Annotated in this window: 12 protein-coding genes; 7 read left to right on the top strand and 5 right to left on the bottom strand. The window is 47.5% G+C overall.

Going from position 1 to position 16692, the window contains the following annotated elements; genetic code table 11:
• Positions 1–39 precede the first annotated feature (39 nt).
• The 7 genes from rpsA (at position 40) to C4K27_RS22200 (ending at position 6213) form a co-directional block, all read left to right on the top strand.
• Positions 40–1734, top strand: coding sequence for a 30S ribosomal protein S1 (gene rpsA, locus C4K27_RS22230; RefSeq protein WP_007931318.1), 1695 nt, complete (start codon positions 40–42; stop codon positions 1732–1734).
• A gap of 201 nt (positions 1735–1935) precedes the next feature.
• Positions 1936–2220 (top strand): hypothetical protein, encoded by a 285-nt coding sequence (locus C4K27_RS31530; RefSeq protein ID WP_053262191.1) that lies wholly within the window; start codon positions 1936–1938, stop codon positions 2218–2220.
• Positions 2221–2403: 183 nt separating this feature from the next.
• Positions 2404–2700, top strand: coding sequence for an integration host factor subunit beta (ihfB, locus tag C4K27_RS22220; protein WP_003369729.1), 297 nt, complete (start codon positions 2404–2406; stop codon positions 2698–2700).
• 24 nt (positions 2701–2724) lie between these two features.
• Positions 2725–2964: a LapA family protein gene (locus C4K27_RS22215; protein WP_081002335.1), complete on the top strand. Its 240-nt coding sequence runs from the start codon at positions 2725–2727 to the stop codon at positions 2962–2964.
• 344 nt (positions 2965–3308) lie between these two features.
• Complete coding sequence (locus tag C4K27_RS22210; RefSeq protein WP_053262190.1) at positions 3309–4229, top strand: glycosyltransferase; 921 nt, start codon at positions 3309–3311, stop codon at positions 4227–4229.
• The gene (locus C4K27_RS22205) at positions 4229–5191 is read left to right on the top strand and encodes a UDP-glucose 4-epimerase family protein (protein WP_053262189.1); all 963 of its coding nucleotides are present in this window, start codon (positions 4229–4231) and stop codon (positions 5189–5191) included. The genes C4K27_RS22210 and C4K27_RS22205 overlap by 1 nt, the downstream gene beginning before the upstream one ends.
• Entirely contained in the window at positions 5188–6213 is a 1026-nt protein-coding gene (locus tag C4K27_RS22200; RefSeq protein WP_053262188.1) for an MraY family glycosyltransferase, read from the top strand. The genes C4K27_RS22205 and C4K27_RS22200 overlap by 4 nt, the downstream gene beginning before the upstream one ends.
• Before the next feature lie 403 nt (positions 6214–6616).
• Here C4K27_RS22200 and C4K27_RS22195 read toward each other — a convergent pair whose 3' ends face one another.
• The 5 genes from C4K27_RS22195 to C4K27_RS22175 are packed head-to-tail and all read right to left on the bottom strand — an operon-like array spanning position 6617 to position 15706.
• A complete protein-coding gene (locus C4K27_RS22195; RefSeq protein WP_081002334.1) occupies positions 6617–8650 on the bottom strand; it encodes an HAD family hydrolase in 2034 nt (677 codons plus the stop codon).
• The gene (locus C4K27_RS22190; protein ID WP_053262187.1) at positions 8647–9870 is read right to left on the bottom strand and encodes a glycosyltransferase; all 1224 of its coding nucleotides are present in this window, start codon (positions 9868–9870) and stop codon (positions 8647–8649) included. Before C4K27_RS22190 ends, C4K27_RS22195 begins: the two co-directional genes overlap by 4 nt.
• Positions 9871–9910: 40 nt before the next feature.
• Positions 9911–13525 (bottom strand): class I SAM-dependent methyltransferase, encoded by a 3615-nt coding sequence (locus tag C4K27_RS22185; RefSeq protein ID WP_081002333.1) that lies wholly within the window; start codon positions 13523–13525, stop codon positions 9911–9913.
• Positions 13519–14889, bottom strand: coding sequence for an ABC transporter ATP-binding protein (locus C4K27_RS22180; RefSeq protein WP_081002332.1), 1371 nt, complete (start codon positions 14887–14889; stop codon positions 13519–13521). The genes C4K27_RS22185 and C4K27_RS22180 overlap by 7 nt, the downstream gene beginning before the upstream one ends.
• Positions 14879–15706: an ABC transporter permease gene (locus C4K27_RS22175; protein WP_081002331.1), complete on the bottom strand. Its 828-nt coding sequence runs from the start codon at positions 15704–15706 to the stop codon at positions 14879–14881. The genes C4K27_RS22180 and C4K27_RS22175 overlap by 11 nt, the downstream gene beginning before the upstream one ends.
• Between the last annotated feature and the right edge of the window lie 986 nt (positions 15707–16692).

Below are 16692 nucleotides of genomic sequence, written 5' to 3'. Positions count from 1 at the left end.
AGATGGGCGTATTCTTCGCCCTTATCAACAGGAATTAAAATGAGCGAAAGCTTTGCGGAACTCTTTGAAGAAAGCCTAAAAACCCTGAACCTTCAGGCAGGCTCCATCATCACCGGTGTTATCGTCGACATCGACTACCAAGCGCGTTGGGTAACCGTTCACGCTGGTCTGAAGTCTGAAGCGCTGATCCCGCTTGAGCAGTTCTACAACGATGCTGGCGAACTGTCCATCAATGTTGGTGATGAAGTTCACGTTGCTCTGGATTCGGTTGAAGACGGCTTTGGTGAAACCAAGCTGTCCCGTGAAAAAGCCAAGCGCGCTGAATGCTGGATCGTTCTGGAAGCAGCCTTCGCAGCCGAAGAAGTGGTCAAGGGCGTTATCAACGGTAAGGTTAAAGGCGGCTTCACTGTCGACGTTAACGGCATCCGTGCGTTCCTGCCAGGTTCTCTGGTTGACGTCCGTCCAGTGCGCGACACTACGCACCTGGAAGGCAAAGAGCTCGAGTTTAAAGTCATCAAACTCGACCAGAAGCGCAACAACGTTGTCGTTTCCCGCCGTAGCGTCCTCGAAGCCGAGAACTCCGCTGAGCGTGAAGCTCTGCTGGAATCCCTGCAGGAAGGTCAGCAAGTCAAAGGTATTGTCAAAAACCTCACCGATTACGGCGCATTCGTCGATCTGGGTGGCGTCGATGGCCTGCTGCACATTACCGACATGGCTTGGAAGCGCATCAAGCATCCTTCCGAAATCGTCAACGTTGGCGACGAGATCGATGTCAAGGTTCTGAAGTACGATCGCGAGCGCAATCGTGTTTCCCTGGGCCTGAAGCAGCTGGGCGAAGATCCATGGGTTGCTATCAAAGCCCGTTACCCAGAAAGCACTCGCGTTACTGCTCGTGTAACCAACCTGACCGACTACGGCTGCTTCGCTGAGCTGGAAGAAGGTGTTGAAGGTCTGGTGCACGTTTCGGAAATGGACTGGACCAACAAGAACATCCATCCTTCGAAAGTCGTACAAGTCGGCGACGAAGTGGAAGTTATGGTTCTGGACATCGACGAAGAGCGTCGTCGTATCTCCCTGGGCATCAAGCAGTGCAAATCTAACCCATGGGAAGATTTCTCTGGCCAGTTCAACAAGGGCGACAAAATCTCCGGCACCATCAAGTCGATCACCGATTTCGGTATCTTCATTGGTCTGGACGGTGGCATCGACGGTCTGGTTCACCTGTCCGACATCTCCTGGAACGAAGTGGGCGAAGAAGCCGTACGCCGCTTCAAGAAGGGCGACGAGCTGGACACCGTTATCCTGTCGGTTGACCCAGAGCGTGAGCGCATCTCCCTGGGTATCAAGCAACTGGAAAGCGATCCGTTCTCCGAGTACGTTCAAGAGAACGACAAGGGTGCAATCGTTAAGGGTGTTGTAAAAGAAGTTGACGCCAAAGGCGCCATCATCACCCTGGCCAACGATATCGAAGCGACTCTGAAAGCCTCCGAAATCAGCCGTGATCGCATCGAAGATGCTCGTAACGTCCTGAAAGAAGGCGAAGAAGTTGAAGCCAAGATCATCAGCGTTGACCGTAAGAGCCGCGTAATCCAGCTCTCGATCAAGTCGAAAGACGTTGAAGACGAGAAAGAAGCTATCCAGAGCCTGCGCGACAAGCCAGCTGCTTCGGATATCGCTGCTGGTCCTACCACTCTGGGCGACCTGTTGCGTGCACAGATGGAAAAGCAGAACTAAGTTCTGTCAGACCATAGAAAAGGGCGACTTCGGTCGCCCTTTTTTGTGCCTGCGATTTGGGTTCTGGCTTGCATCTGTCGAGGGGGGAAACCAATAGAGTCATTCGGGTGTCTATTTTCTTAAGCGGATCAATAACCTATTTAGGGCTAGGCTTACTTGAGCTGAATGATGGTGGGGCGATTGCCTGGTATAAGGAAGTAGATGAAGAGTCTCATTGTGGTTTTCGCAGTTCTTCTAGTCTTGGTGGGCTGTACGACCAATACCAAGGTCCATGCAGTCCGTGGTGTCAGCGGTATCGAGATCGATTGCTCCGGTCTTGGGGCTGGATGGGACAAGTGCCACAAACGCGCTGAGCGTGAATGCAAGGGGGATGGCTATAAGGTCATTACCAGGTCCAGTGATGCCAAGGACGAGGAGGGTGACTATCCCTTTGGCTGGAATCCTGCGGGTTACCTCACTCGGACCATGCTTGTCATATGCCGCTAGTAGGATGGCATGGTGGGAGGTCAAATTGCTGCGGAATTTTCGTTTTAGGCGCTGTTGAATGCCCTCGTTTGTGGCGTTTTAGCAAGGGGGGAGATAAGTCAATGCTTGGGCTGTTCAAAATCCCCCGGTCGTGCTAAAACCTTTGAAGCGCTTATCTAGCTGCTTGAAAAAGAAGGGAAAAATATGACGAAGTCGGAGTTGATCGAACGAATTGTCACCCATCAAGGGCTACTCTCATCTAAGGATGTGGAGCTGGCCATCAAGACTATGCTTGAGCAAATGTCCCAGTGCCTGGCAACCGGAGATCGTATTGAGATTCGGGGCTTTGGTAGCTTTTCACTGCACTATCGTGCACCGCGGGTAGGTCGCAACCCTAAGACCGGGCAGTCCGTCAGTCTGGACGGGAAATTCGTTCCTCATTTCAAGCCGGGTAAAGAGCTTCGGGATCGGGTGAATGAGGATGAAGAGGAGGGGCTTTGATTATGTCAGTTCAAGGGGCGGGTTATGCGTAATTTCAAGCGCGTGCTTTTCGTTGTGCTTATTCTTTTGCTTGTTCTGGCGATCCTTGCTTTTGTCCTTGAGAACCAGCAACCCATTTCTTTGTTATTCTTGGGCTGGGCTGGGCCGCAGCTTCCAGCGTCATTGATCACAATTACTGCCTTATTGTTTGGTATGCTAATCGGCCCACTGTCGGGTTGGCTAGTTGGCTTTACAATTAGAGGGCGACGCAGGCGTTTGGTCTAGCTGGATTGGCGGCACGGCACGCTCCTTTTATTGCGTGGGATTAACCATATCCTTTATTTTCTCTAAATGTAAAATGTAGCGGTTACACAGATAGTGAGTGATTACAATACCTATCCAGATGGACTATTTCATAGACGATTACTTCGGCGGCATGTCCTGTATTCATGGATTAGACGGTGCCATTAAGATGGTTCTTTCGGCAACTCAAGGGTATGGTGTCGCGTGAAAACTCTAGTGACCAGTACAGCTGAGCTTATCGGCTCTGTAGTCATTCGTAACTTGCGTTGAATTGAGTGTTTCATCTTTTCGAATAGTATCGTTCAGTTGGTACAAGCAGGAATGATATGCCAGTAAAATATCCTAAGATCGCGGTTTTGCTGGCTGCCTATAATGGTATGCAGTGGATCGAAGAGCAGTTGGTTTCGATCCTTGGTCAATCAGCAGTCGACGTAACCATCTACATAAGTATTGACCCTTCTACTGACGGAACAGAAGCATGGTGCGCGCTCTACGCCGCGGAGCACCCTAGCGTTGTCGTGCTGCCGGGCGCCGGCAGATTTGGTGGCGCCTCGCGTAATTTCTTCAGGCTGATCCGCGATGTCGATTTTGGCGGGTACGATTTCATCGCCTTTGCCGATCAGGATGACGTTTGGCATTCGGACAAACTGCAGCGTGCAACCCAGGTGCTTCAAACCCGTCACGTGGATGCCTACTCCAGTAACGTCACTGCCTTTTGGCCAGACGGAAGAACTCTTCTGCTGGACAAAGCGCAGCCTCAGGTTACCTGGGACTTTCTGTTTGAAGCGGCCGGTCCTGGCTGCACTTACGTACTGAGTCAAAGCCTTGTGGGGCCGTTGAAGGCTTCGATGCTCGCGAACTGGCAACCGCTGCAAGATGTCGGTTTACATGACTGGTACTGCTATGCCTTTGCTCGTAGCCATGGTTATCGCTGGTTCATCGATCTCGTACCATCAATGGACTATCGCCAGCACGAGCGTAATCAGGTTGGTGCCAATACTGGGTTGAGCCCATTGATAGCCCGTTATAAAACCATTCATGACGGTTGGTGGTTCAATCAAGTTCAACTGATAGCTCGTTTGGTGGAACAAGGCGCCGATCCGTTCGTGAAAACTTGGTTGCAGTTGCGACGCCGGCAACTGATCAAGCTATCCTTCAGTGCTTGGAAATGCCGGCGCCGAGTCCGCGACAAGGTATTTTTCTTTTTTATCTGCTGGGCTACTGCGTTGATAGGGAATAAAACGTAATGACGGCCCTAAAGGTATTGGTGACAGGGGCAAATGGGTTTGTCGGTGAAGCGGTAGTCTTTCGTCTATTACTGGACAAGAAGTTTACCCCAATCGCGGCGGCTCGAGGGGTAACGCGATTATGTGGCTTATGCCCTGTAGCCTCCTTCGATCTGACCGGTCCCAAGGCTTTGCCCTTGTTAAATAATATACATGCGATCATTCATGCTGCTGCTCGCGTTCATGTGATGAATGAAATGGCTGTGGACGCTTTGGCCGAATTTCGCAAGGTCAACGTGGAAGGGACCCTCAGGCTGGCACAGCGTGCTGCTGCATCAGGAGTAAAGCGCTTCATCTTCATTAGTTCTATCAAGGTCAACGGTGAAAGCACTATCTCGGGCAGATCGTTTAAAGCCGATGATTCTCCGGCTCCAGTTGATCCTTATAGTGTGTCCAAGTACGAAGCGGAGGAAGCCTTGAGAAAGCTTGCTCAAGAGACTGGTATGGAGGTGGTGATCATCCGCCCGCCATTGGTCTATGGACCGGGAGTCAAAGCTAACTTCCTGAGTATGCTAAGTTGGGTCAATAGAGGTATACCGTTGCCATTGGGCGCGATTCGTAACCAGCGGAGTCTGGTGGCAATCGGAAACTTGGTAGACTTAGTTGTTACTTGCATCGATCATCCTGCTGCTGCGAATCACACTTTCTTGGTTTGCGACGGTGAATGCTTATCTACAACCCAATTAATGCGACGTCTGGCCAAGGCGTTGGACAAAAAATCCCGATTGCTGTGGCTGCCTGAATCTTTATTGAAACTGGCAGCTTCAATACTGGGAAAGCAGGCCATTGCCCAGCGAATATGTGGATCGTTGCAGGTCGATATCAGCAAGAACTGCGAGTTGTTGGGGTGGACTCCTCCCATCAATATGGACAAAGCTATGCGGCAGACTGCTAGCTATTATCTGGATAAACAAGTGAAATGATTTTTTGGTGGCTGCTACTTGCGGTATTTGCAATTTCTTGTGTGCTGACACTTGTCCTGCGACGTTATGCTCTAGCTAAGAGCTTGATGGATATCCCCAACGAGCGCAGTTCTCACTCAATCCCTACACCTCGTGGTGGAGGCGTGGCCATCGTTGTCGCCTTTGTGCTGGCACTTCCCATTCTTACTAGCCTCAATCTGCTGAGCTTTACTGCATTGTATGGCCTTCTGGGCTCCGGCCTGCTTGTCGCGGTTATTGGTTTCGCCGACGACCATGGGCATATCGTTGCCAAATGGCGACTGCTGGGGCACTTCATTGCGGCGGCGTGGGTGTTGTTCTGGCTAAACGGCCTCCCACCAATGTCGATCTTTGGGGTCATACTTGATCTGGGGTGGTTTGGTAATGTTTTGGCCCTGGTCTATCTGGTTTGGATGCTTAACCTTTATAACTTCATGGATGGCATTGATGGCTTGGCCAGTGCCGAAGCGATCAGCGCTTGCCTGGGAATCTGCCTGGTTTATTGGCTTAGCGGGGTGGCTGAGCTAATCTGGGTGCCACTGATTCTGGCAGCCTCAGTAGCAGGCTTTCTTTGCTGGAACATCCCTCCTGCTCGGATTTTCATGGGAGATGCAGGAAGTGGCTTCCTTGGTTTTCTTCTAGCTGGATTGGCGCTTCAGGCGGCTTGGATAGTTCCTGAATTATTCTGGAGCTGGATGATTTTGCTAGGGGTATTTATCGTCGATGCCACTTGGACATTGATCAGGCGATTTGCTCGTGGGGATAAAGTATTTCAAGCTCATCGAAGTCATGCTTATCAATATGCATCGCGCCGTTTCTCTAGCCATAAAGTCGTTACATACGGCGTTTCAGCTATAAACGTTGCGTGGCTGACTCCGTTGGCAGTTATTGTAGCTAAGGGAGGTCTGCAAGGAGTAGAGGGTATGCTGTTAGCATACCTTCCATTATTTATTCTTTGCTATATATTTAATGCTGGAGCGCTGGAGGGAAATCAGCAGGCTTGATAAATATGTTTCATCGTGAATCAAGATGAAGCATGAGCCCGCATATCCAGTTTTACTAGTTGAGGCTGGGTGTTGTGCGCAGACTTCCATAATGAGCGGATGCTTTAGAAAGATCTCGGGAGCATATCATTCGGTATCAAATTTCGAAGATGGAGTTGTTACAGTTTTTTATATCTCAATAATAAAGTGTTTTTGTGGTAGTGTGCGTTATCGTCAGCACGCGCAGTGCTAAAGGAGATACAAGCGAAGCGTAGACACAAGTTAGCCAGCTTGTTCATTCTCTACCTGGCGCGAGCTGATATGCGTCTTATAACTCACTCCGAGGTAAAGCCTGAGGTAGGAGTTACATATGGTAACTCCTAGACATACGGGCTTCAAGGGGTGGCAGGTACTGCCATTCTTATTATCGCCTGCGTGACTTCATTCTATACCGTTTAATGGCATTGGCTGTCATGAAAAGCCCAACGAGCACTGACCGGTGAATAGGGCCGATGTCCTGAAGCTGCTTGACCGCCGAAGTCCACTGGACTCTGCGAATATAATCTATCACCTCTCGACGTGAGTTTTTCGCGAACGGCGACAAGAGAATTGTCGATAGCGAGGGCGCGCGGTTTTTCTGAAAAATCTCACCAAATCCAAAAACATCATGCTGTGGCGTTTCAATGAATAGTTTAGCCAAATCAGCGTTAGGACTGATGCTCAGCTTTTTCCATACGCTCAGCGCCGACTCTCGCAGTTCTTCAGCGAACACAACATAACGCTCAAGATAGGGGCCCCAGATTTTGGCGGAGAGAACAACACCATCTTGAAAGTGACGGGAAAACTGGTCATAAGAACTATTTTCCTCAAGTGACACATTACGCTGAGCAATAACGTGGTCTTCTGGCCTGATATACTGCTCTACACTGCCTTGATCTGAAGTGCATAGCATTTCCAGTACTGAAAAGGCTTCGAACAAATGTCCTGTGTCGGAATCCGTTAACTCGTTAGCACCGTATGCACTTTTTGTAACGTTAGCTGATTGAGGGTTGATAACTTTACGGAGGCCAAGATACATCCCGTGAATATGAGATGTCGGTAGAGTTCGAGCCAGATTATCTTGAATCGTACCTCGCCAGCCAATGTCAATAACGCCAATCTTATCACTGCCGACAACACCCTTGTTTACCAAGTACTCGCTCAGTAATTCACGCTGCTGCTGGATTTTTTTCTTAATGGCGTCATTGAAGGTTGGGGCTGCAATCAATTTGGCAAGCTTTTCGTTCGCTTCAGGGTTTTCGATAACGTCGTTAAGCTGTAACCCTAGCTCTGATAGAAGTGTTGAATACTCAGAGCTTTGGAGTCCAAGTGTGGAGAACAATCCGGCTACTTTCTGTGAGCGGTTCAAACTCCAGATACGTTCAAACTCTTGCGGTGTGACATGCTCCATGGATGCTACAAAAGTAGATAGCCTACTCACTTCCAAGTCGTCATGTGGAGGTAGCGGGTGACCGTATATTTCCAGTCTTGGAAATAGCTCTTCATAAACTCGCCGGAAAAACTCACCTTCACGCGTTAGAAAGAATATTTTGTCCAAGCGCTGAGTGATCGCTTGCTCGGCGATCCACAACCCTTGGCCAATGAACAAAGGAGCGGCTTCGACGCCTAGACGAAATGCTGCAGCCTCTTTGTCCCCAAGAGTGCCTAAATGAGAGTCTATTACCTGGTTTTGAAGTGTTCTTAGATGCTGGAATAAGTCTGAGCGGGATGAAAACAGGCTCTCACGATGAAGTCGCGCGTTATGAGAGTGCTCTGGAACGAAAGAAACACCTAGCACGCCAATCTGTGCGGGAGACTCGACATCGGACCAAGCGTTATCTCCAATGTGCACTTGTTCATCTGGCGTAATGCCCATTGTTTCATGCACATACTTGAATAATGCCCCGGATCTTTTATTCAAACCAACGTCGCAGGAACTTATACCTTCTTTGATCAAATGACCGAGGCCATTACTTTCAAGTAACCGTTGAAGCATGGATGCTGACATGTAGAAGTCAGAAAGGAACATCGTCCGTTCAGCAGGATAGCGGGCGAGAAAAGCTTCGATATCCGGGTCAGGAGAGGTTCTGGCGACTTCCACGGCGAGTTCAAACTCCGCAAAGCGCGCCGGCAGCGCAGTATCGTATTCTTCGGTGAGAATAGTCGATAGCCAGTGGCCGAGCACGTTGACGATCTCATACTCTTCGTCTTTTCCAAGATCGCGTGCAGCATGCGCAAGCTGCATTTCCGTATCAACCCGGGCTTGATAGATTGCCCAAAGCGATTGGTAATTGGGTTTGAAGCAACCCTGCAACGCGAAGTGAACGTGTGCCGCAGTCGCAAGCTTTATGCATTCAGGGTGACAGTCTCGTCTGAGTAATGTGTCCCAAACGTCAACGGTTTTTAATTTGTACATCATCTGACTACTCGCCCGCCAAAAATAACCTCACCAACAGCTTCGAGCTGCTTGATTCTTAGTTTGAAGGATGAGGGAAGCTTTGCAGCTAACGCGCTTAATTTATGTCGCCGAACAATCCCAGGATTGTTGCTCAGGCGATCCTTTTCAGCGGTCGAGTATTCGGAAAAGGCATTAGTTGTCAGATCAATCAGTTTTGCTTTATTAACGGGAGGCGCAGACATGCACTTTTCTACCCAGTTCTCGAAAAGCACTGAGGCCTCAGGCCAAGACGGCCATTTTTCTGCAGTTTTAAGCGCTTCATCCTGAAGACGCAAGAGCTCTTCACTATTAGTCAATAGCTGTTTGAGGGCTTTGACAACTCCGTCGACATTACCGGTTTTCACCACGATGGCGTTGCTGCCATCTAGAATGTATTCATCATGTCCCGAGACATCAAAGACAATCGCGGTACCGCCGCAATGGAACAATTCGAGAGGAGGACCAAACATCCCCTCGACTGTACTTAGCTTGATCAAAATATCGCAAGAGCGATAGATCTCTGCGGTTTTGACCATTGGTACACGAGAAAACACACGCGAAATGCCGGGAATCCAGCTGATAGGGGAGCCCGTTAACAGCCAGATATCTTTCGCTCCCGCTTCTCGCGCCAGTCGGACACCCAGAGCTGTGTTCTTGAATGAGACACCAAAATGCCCCTCGACCAATACCCTTGGCTGCTTCCCGGCAGGCCGCGCTTCTATTGTCGGACCATTGATAGAGTAAACATCTTTGCGAATACCATTTCGTACAAGATCGGCATGCTGACCGAAGCTGTCCTTCAAATGTTGTTGAATCCAAGTTGCCTCGGTAACATATTCGATAGGAAAGTTATAGGTTGCATCGACCAGTGCTCGTAATGGGCGTTCAGATATCGGATAGAAGCGAGACTCTATAGACTGAACAAAATAACCATAGCGGCGAGAGTCAAAGTTTCCGAGCTCAAAAACTGTTTTCCACCAAGTGGCAATGACAAGGTCGAAAGGTTGTTTCTTAGCCTCATCAATTGGAAGGCAGCGCAACTTTGGCGCCTCGTCATGCCAAGCAAGTGTTTCTGTCGTAAAAGGCTCTTGAACAGCTAGTGTTACATTATGTCCGCGAGCACGCAAATAACTGGCGTGCTGAATAATGACATATGTGCCACCGCTAATGGCCATCGAGCCGACAACAAAGCATAACTCCATCTTATTTCGCCTCATTCTTAACTACTTTGCTATCAAATATTTAACGACTTTTCCAAAGGCGAAATAGTTTGTAGACAGTGCTCAGTCCACTTACAGCCTTGGTTCTGATTGTTAACCAAGGCCAGAAACCAAGTTCTGATGGTCGGCGTCGTTGCAACAAATTCTGTGTAAATTCAAGCCGCTCTTTGAGTGTCGATTTTTTTGTGGAAACTACAAATTGAGACTCCTCGAAAACACCAAAATTTTCTCGGTGGGTCAAACTCAGCAACCAGTCAATTTCTGATTCGGTTGGTTCGAATACCATTCGGGAGTGCCTCTTGATGGCCAACTTCATAAGTTGCTCATTGGTGATAGGGGCTACAACCAGAATGGCAACGATTTTTTCGAAAGCCTGCATGATTTTTTTAGAAACCGGCAGTATCTTGTTCTCAATCATCTGTTGCTCGTGGAATGGATCTTGAACAACAATAACATTCTGCTCAGAATCCCTTATATATTTCTGTGCTGAGCCATGATCTGCATGGAGAATGATTTCGAACAATGATCGATTTTCATTGAAGACGTAATAGCCAGCAGTAAGATGATCGATGTTTGAAAAAACTAGCCCCGTCTTCTTATTTTGTGCGTTTAAGTTTCCAGGTGCTACTAGGCCAAGGTAGTAGCCTTGAACTTTTGCAGCATCACCACGTACACGCTTGAACCAGTTGAATAAATTGTCTTGAATAGATCCTTTCCATCCAACATCGACGACATGGATTTCCTCCTGGAAGTCCCCTCCCAGCAGGGTTTTTATGTAATCTATAAACGCGTTGCTACGGGCGTTCCGCTCTTGCTCATAAAGATCTTTAAAATCTTTCAGCTGAAGCAGCTTTTTGAAAACTGGACTTGTCGGAAGGTCTTCAGCGACGGCATCAAACTCGTTTGAAGCCAGACCTAATGCTTGGGCTAAGCGCGGGCCATGCTCCTCGAGAACAAGGCTTTTCAAGAAGTCTGAAATTGAAAGTCGGCGGTACTGCCGGAAAAGGGTCTCGAATGTTTCTTCGTGTATATCTCCCAGCGACAGTAAAAGAGTAGACCTGCGGGAAACTTGAAGGTAATGCGTGCGTATTACCTCATCTGTATTCTTAGTCGCTTGATAAATATCAAACATCTGCTTGAGAGGTTGCCCTTCACGTGCAAAGAAAAAAAGATCGCGGGTGCCTGACTCTCGTGCTGCCTCATACAGTTTTACGGTGAACAAATAATGCGTTAACGCCAGATCACAGAAAGGTACAGGCTCACTATGAGTCATGAATATATCGCTAAATAGCCGATCATGCTCAACTCCGGGTACCAACTGCGATATTAGGCTTTTGAGAGTGGTATTTTCCTGTGACAGTAACGAATTTCCATCTGCGTATGTTGGCACGGCCTCACAGCTAAGCGTTTGCTCCAGAATAACTTGATCTCGTTGTTCAATCATGTTCTCCATAGACTGCATGATCGCCCAGCGTTCTTCCAGCATTTTACCTTGGTGGGCGATGGCTTCGTCGCGTTGTTCAATCATATTCTCCATTGACTGAATTGTCGCCCAGCGCTCTTCCAGCATTTTGCCTTGGTGGGAAGTGGTTTCGTCGCGCTGCTGAATCATGTTCTCCATGGACTGCATTACGTCCCATCGCTCTTCGAGCAAATTAGCTTGTGCAAAATAAGCACTTTCAATTGCAATCAGGCGAGTGTTCTGCTTTTCCAAAAGGCTAAAGCGTTTCTTATTGATCTTGAACACGGAGTCTGAAGCATCTTCCCAAATTCGATTGAATGGCAAGTGTCCAGAAAGATAGAGTTTCAGCGCACGCAACGACATCGTACAGATGTTGAGGAGGTCAGCAATCTGGGTTGCTTCGTAGAGCGCGCCTTTTATGGGGAGCTCAGGATTGCCGATCCATTCCGACTCGTCTGCTTGGAGGAATCTAGCCCCCTCATGCATACCTTTGGTCCAAGCAACTTCTGCAGCCTCATAATCATGCTTGGCGCAGTGGATATTGCCCAGCTCAATATATGCAGAGACAATCTTGGTGCCTAATGTTGGGCTGAATTGAAGAGCGTCATACTTGACTAGGTTTTTAAACTCCGCCTCCGCGCCGTTAATGTCACCGGACTTCAAAAGCAATTTTGACTTCAGGTAACTCAAAGATATGAGCCATCGGAATATATGCGAGTTCTGTACGTTAGTTTGATGAATGCTAAAATCATCAATTTTCGCAATGTAGTTGATAAGCTTGTCATGAGAGACTTCTTGGTCTTCAAGTAGACGATATCCGATGATGCATAGTGATGCTCCAAAGTCCGCAGTATATGCTTTCGAAGCATCAGTCAAAACGTTGTTGCACATATCGGTTATGAGCTCAACGTTAGTAGTGCGTATACCATTGACTACCGCGTTTTGCGGAAGCCATGGGTTGATATAATCCCGTTCAAAGTTGATCAGATTGTTTGGTGGAGAGCTATAACCATGAATACTGGTAACAAAAGCTTTTTCGGGTTGATCAATAGAGGTTAAATAGGTCGAATACTTGTAGCTGACTCCTAGGAGTGAAAGTTCACCCTCGCTTTCAAAAATAAAGCTCAACGGCAGCTGTTGTGCTCCAGAGAGAGAGGGTTGCGCTACCTGAGTTTCAAGTACGATCAATCGTCCCCCAGGTACAAGGGCATCATAAAGTGCCTTGTCCTGAAGAATAGAAGCATTATAACCTTCAATGATTGCTGAATTTACCTGTCCTTTTTCGCGCGCACATTCAATCTCGAAGTCAGCATGGTTAAATCGCTTAAGACTGGAGGTCTTTTCCCATACTTGCTCTTCGCAATCCTCTGCTAGAAATGCCGATACTGAAGCAGCATCTGAAAGAGCTCTGATAACAGACGCTCCTTCGCCGTACTGTTCTGACCAGTTGAAAACGACATCACCGGGCCGGATGTAGCTGGACAACTCCTTATACAGTGATAAGTATGCATGACTTTCAGGAGTAACCGACGATAGGGCACCAGATGCAATATTACCATTCGGCCACGATGGATTAATATCCATCAGAATTGTGATTTGCCAATGTGAAGTGGAAAGATCATCCAGGCTATTGATTTTATAGTAAGCAGGATTTCTGACAAAACCTTTCTTAAAAAAGCTGGATTCCCACCAGTCCCGCCCTTCAACGGTTAAGTGCCAGTGCCCATCTCGATCCTGAGTAGTTGCAATTTGGAGGTATGCGTGCTTTTTGCAAACACGTCTGATTTCTGCAATCGCATGTGGCACATCATCTGGATGGATATGTTCAAGACAGTCGGTAGAAATAACTGTGTCAAACTCTTGATCCGCAAATGGCAATTCAAGTGCAGAGCCACAGAAGAATCTTCCAGGCATAAAGGCGTTTGCGCGATCAATGGCTATTTGTGAAATGTCGAGACCAAAAGCATCCAAGCCTTTCTCTGCAAGAGCTCTTACAAGGCGACCCTCACCACAGCCTAGATCCAATACCTTTCCGTAACCAACACTCTCAATGATACTATCAACTAGTTCATTTCGATCTAAATAGGAATCTGTTCCCATGCGGTCGGAACGGGACCAAAAATCGTTGTATTGATCGGCATAGTTGTATCCGGATCCAATATTCTTAGTCACCATTTTGCCCTCATGTCTAGATTAACAACTCCGCCAAAGAAATTTTGTTCTCTGTTTACAACACACTGAAAGAAAGCTGCTTCGTCAACCCAGTGAAGGATTCGTTGGCCGTGATAGTCTGGAGTTTCCTCATAGGAAACTGCCGCTTGGACTTCATATAGGTTGGTTCCGAGAGCGCAATCAAAATCGAAATCAACAGAGAATTCTTCGCCCACTGAAAACTCTCTGTCCCAGAAAAGCTTTGTCTTGTTCTCTGTTGCAATCTTGCGCATGTCCTGATTCAGAGTGCCCCATGAATAAATTTTTACACCTTCCTTGTTACGAATTCTTACCGCGACATTCAGATTACTAATCTCGATTTGGCTTTCGCAACTAACCCTGACCCGGATGGGTTCTCCAGGGGAAAATATGGATCTTGGATTTCCTTCCGAGTCAAAAAGCTTGACTGTTATTACCTTTACTTCACCCTCTCCAAATGAAAGGGCGCTAGATCGCTCAGAGCACTGCTCGGTAAGATCATTATGAATAACTTCAGGAGTGTCCAACTCCAAGATCGATGGCTGTGCTGCGCTTTCTGAGACCTTCTGGATAATAGATGAAAAGTAATCCATCTCCTCTTCATGCAGGTGACGTCGGTACTCTCGAATAACTTCTGGGCTCGATCCCTGCGTGACCACGACGCCATTTTTTAAAAAAATTGCGTTCTGTGTAAGTGTTCTTACGCTTTCAATGTCGTGAGAAACAAACAGTAATGTCACACCATCATTGAGAAGCTTCTCTATACGTTGAAAACAACGTTTTTGGAAGAGAGCATCGCCAACTGCCAGAGCCTCGTCGACAATAAGGATGTCAGGTTCTACCTGTACTTGAACAGCAAACGCCAGGCGAACAAGCATACCGCTGGAGTATGTTTTTACCGGATGGTCGATAAAGTCGCCAATATCTGCGAAAGCTGCAATAGAGTCGAATCGATCATTAATTTGGTCTCGAGTAAGTCCTAATAACGCTCCGTTCATATAAACGTTATCGCGTCCGGAAAATTCCGGGTTGAATCCAGAGCCTAGCTCGAGCAATGCGGCAATTCGCCCGTGGGTTTCTACGGTTCCCGATGATGGACTCAATGTGCCTGTAATCATTTGCAATAACGTGGATTTACCCGAGCCGTTACGTCCAAGAATTCCGACACTTTCACCTCTCTTTACTTCAAAAGATAGATCGCGTAGAGCCCAAAACTCCTTATAGAATTTGCGATCCGTATTGCCGGGAATTCGGGGTATTACAAATTGCTTCAACCGATCTCGTGGATTTTCGTAAATTTCATAACACTTACTAAGGTTAGTAGCCTTGATGGCAAAATCAGAGGACATCTGCAAACCCCTTGCGTGTCTTTTGGAACCAAGCAAAACAAATCCAAAAAAAGAAACCAGAGCACAATAGATACTTACCCCAGATGAGCCAGTCCGGAGCTTTGCCCCACATCATTACGTCACGGGTTTGTTCAATTGCCAATGTGAGTGGATTGATCAGCATGATTACCTGATAATCTTCTGGGAGAGAGCTAATGGGGTAAAATATCGGTGATAAAAACATCAGCACCGACATAAGTACGCCAACGATTTGGGCGACATCTCGCAAATACACGCCTAACGAAGCAAGTAGCCAGCTCATTCCGAGAGATAGAAGCATAAGTGGCAACATGACTAGCGGTAACAATAGAATAGTTGTATGTGGGAGGCCGTAGAATACTCCATAAAATATTAGCCACACAACAAGGCTAATGATCCAGTGGAATAGGGCTGCTCCTAAATTTATTATGGGGAGGATTTCGAGTGGGAAGATTACTTTTTTAACATAGTTTACGTTGTTTAGTATTAGTGTGGGAGCCTTGTTTACGCACTCGGAAAAAAGGTTAAATAGTATTAATCCTGAAAATAATACCAAGGCAAATTCAGTTTTTGACTCGGAACCTCCTGCCCAGCGAGCTTTAAACACTACGCTGAACACGAAAGTATAGACCGCTAACATTAGAACGGGGTTCAAGAAGGACCAAGCTAATCCCATCGTTGAACCTTTATAGCGTCCAGCCACCTCGCGTCGGATCATCTGAGCAACGAGTGATCGGTTGCTCCATAGGCTGCGTATGAGAAAAACAAATGATATGGGTGGTTTCGCGTGTGGATTCATACGTGTACCTTCAATTTATTGTCTTGCCCGCGCCGAATTCAAACCCTTGATTTCAGCGCCTTATTCTGCGTGTGTATCCGCGCTTTCTTCCCGGAAACCACTGTTTGGCCGATAGCCTCTCCTAAACCATACCTTTGCGTGGGAAATTGTATGGGTTTAGAGGTTTTTCTCATAAAGTTACAGCTGATTGTCGACATTCCTAAGCTAGTGTGTGCTAGCGCATATCACACAGCAACGAGTAGCCAGATATTTTGTTTTCTACTCCATGAGAAGTCAAAAAAATCACGACTGGAGACATTTGAGTAAAGGTTGATAGAGAGCCGTCCGCCGAGAAGCGATCGCTTGAGGGGCGAGAGAGGAAATGTCTTGCTATCATTTTAAAGCTCAATAACATGGGAAATTGCGATGAGGCCGATATGATTTGATAAGGAGCATCCATGATGCAGAGAGCCCTGCTCAGAAAGTGAGCAGTATCTGTCTTGGTTTTTACTCTATTGGTTGGAATCACCAATCTACTCCGAAATTCAAGAATCTCCCTTATGCGATCTGCTAACAACGTATCGGCTCAGAGGCTGTGGCAGGTATGCTTGGTGCGTATGCGTCCAAAAATACGATGATTAGTCTACCACCGTCCAATAGCCTTATGTAACCATCAATCGGCTTCCCCACCTTGAAGCTCCGCATAGCCAAATGCACGTTTGATCCCTCGGCCGAACAAGAACAGTGTGGTTGTTTCATGGCCCCATGGTGATGGGCTATGGTAATTTCACTCAGATGTGTATGCGACCATTTTTCTCACGCTCACAGCGCGTGATGGCCAATGCGCATCACTTGGCTTGATGGCCGAGGCTTACCTCTCTGCCAAAAAAGCTCTTGCCTCAGGCGCAGCATGCTTGCTCTCAAGTGAGATTTTGAATTATTCGCATTCTGGGGGCTATCAGGCCTCGATGCTGACTGAGCATCTTCAACAGTTCCATCGCCGATAT

This window comes from Pseudomonas chlororaphis subsp. chlororaphis (genome assembly GCF_003945765.1).
Classification (GTDB): Bacteria; Pseudomonadota; Gammaproteobacteria; order Pseudomonadales; family Pseudomonadaceae; genus Aquipseudomonas; species Aquipseudomonas chlororaphis.
The sequence above is the reverse complement of the archived record's forward strand: the minus strand, read 5'-3'. Positions and strand labels throughout refer to the sequence as shown.

What these genes read in the sequence shown, in the direction of transcription:
- C4K27_RS22205 (WP_053262189.1), top strand. Translation starts at nt 4,229, where the DNA reads ATGACGGCCCTAAAGGTATTGGTGACAGGGGCAAATGGGTTTGTCGGT.
- C4K27_RS22210 (WP_053262190.1), top strand. Translation starts at nt 3,309, where the DNA reads ATGCCAGTAAAATATCCTAAGATCGCGGTTTTGCTGGCTGCCTATAAT.
- C4K27_RS22200 (WP_053262188.1), top strand. Translation starts at nt 5,188, where the DNA reads ATGATTTTTTGGTGGCTGCTACTTGCGGTATTTGCAATTTCTTGTGTG.
- ihfB (WP_003369729.1), top strand. Translation starts at nt 2,404, where the DNA reads ATGACGAAGTCGGAGTTGATCGAACGAATTGTCACCCATCAAGGGCTA.
- C4K27_RS22195 (WP_081002334.1), bottom strand. Translation starts at nt 8,650, where the DNA reads ATGATGTACAAATTAAAAACCGTTGACGTTTGGGACACATTACTCAGA.
- C4K27_RS22175 (WP_081002331.1), bottom strand. Translation starts at nt 15,706, where the DNA reads ATGAATCCACACGCGAAACCACCCATATCATTTGTTTTTCTCATACGC.
- C4K27_RS22215 (WP_081002335.1), top strand. Translation starts at nt 2,725, where the DNA reads ATGCGTAATTTCAAGCGCGTGCTTTTCGTTGTGCTTATTCTTTTGCTT.
- rpsA (WP_007931318.1), top strand. Translation starts at nt 40, where the DNA reads ATGAGCGAAAGCTTTGCGGAACTCTTTGAAGAAAGCCTAAAAACCCTG.
- C4K27_RS22190 (WP_053262187.1), bottom strand. Translation starts at nt 9,870, where the DNA reads ATGGAGTTATGCTTTGTTGTCGGCTCGATGGCCATTAGCGGTGGCACA.
- C4K27_RS31530 (WP_053262191.1), top strand. Translation starts at nt 1,936, where the DNA reads ATGAAGAGTCTCATTGTGGTTTTCGCAGTTCTTCTAGTCTTGGTGGGC.
- C4K27_RS22180 (WP_081002332.1), bottom strand. Translation starts at nt 14,889, where the DNA reads ATGTCCTCTGATTTTGCCATCAAGGCTACTAACCTTAGTAAGTGTTAT.
- C4K27_RS22185 (WP_081002333.1), bottom strand. Translation starts at nt 13,525, where the DNA reads ATGGTGACTAAGAATATTGGATCCGGATACAACTATGCCGATCAATAC.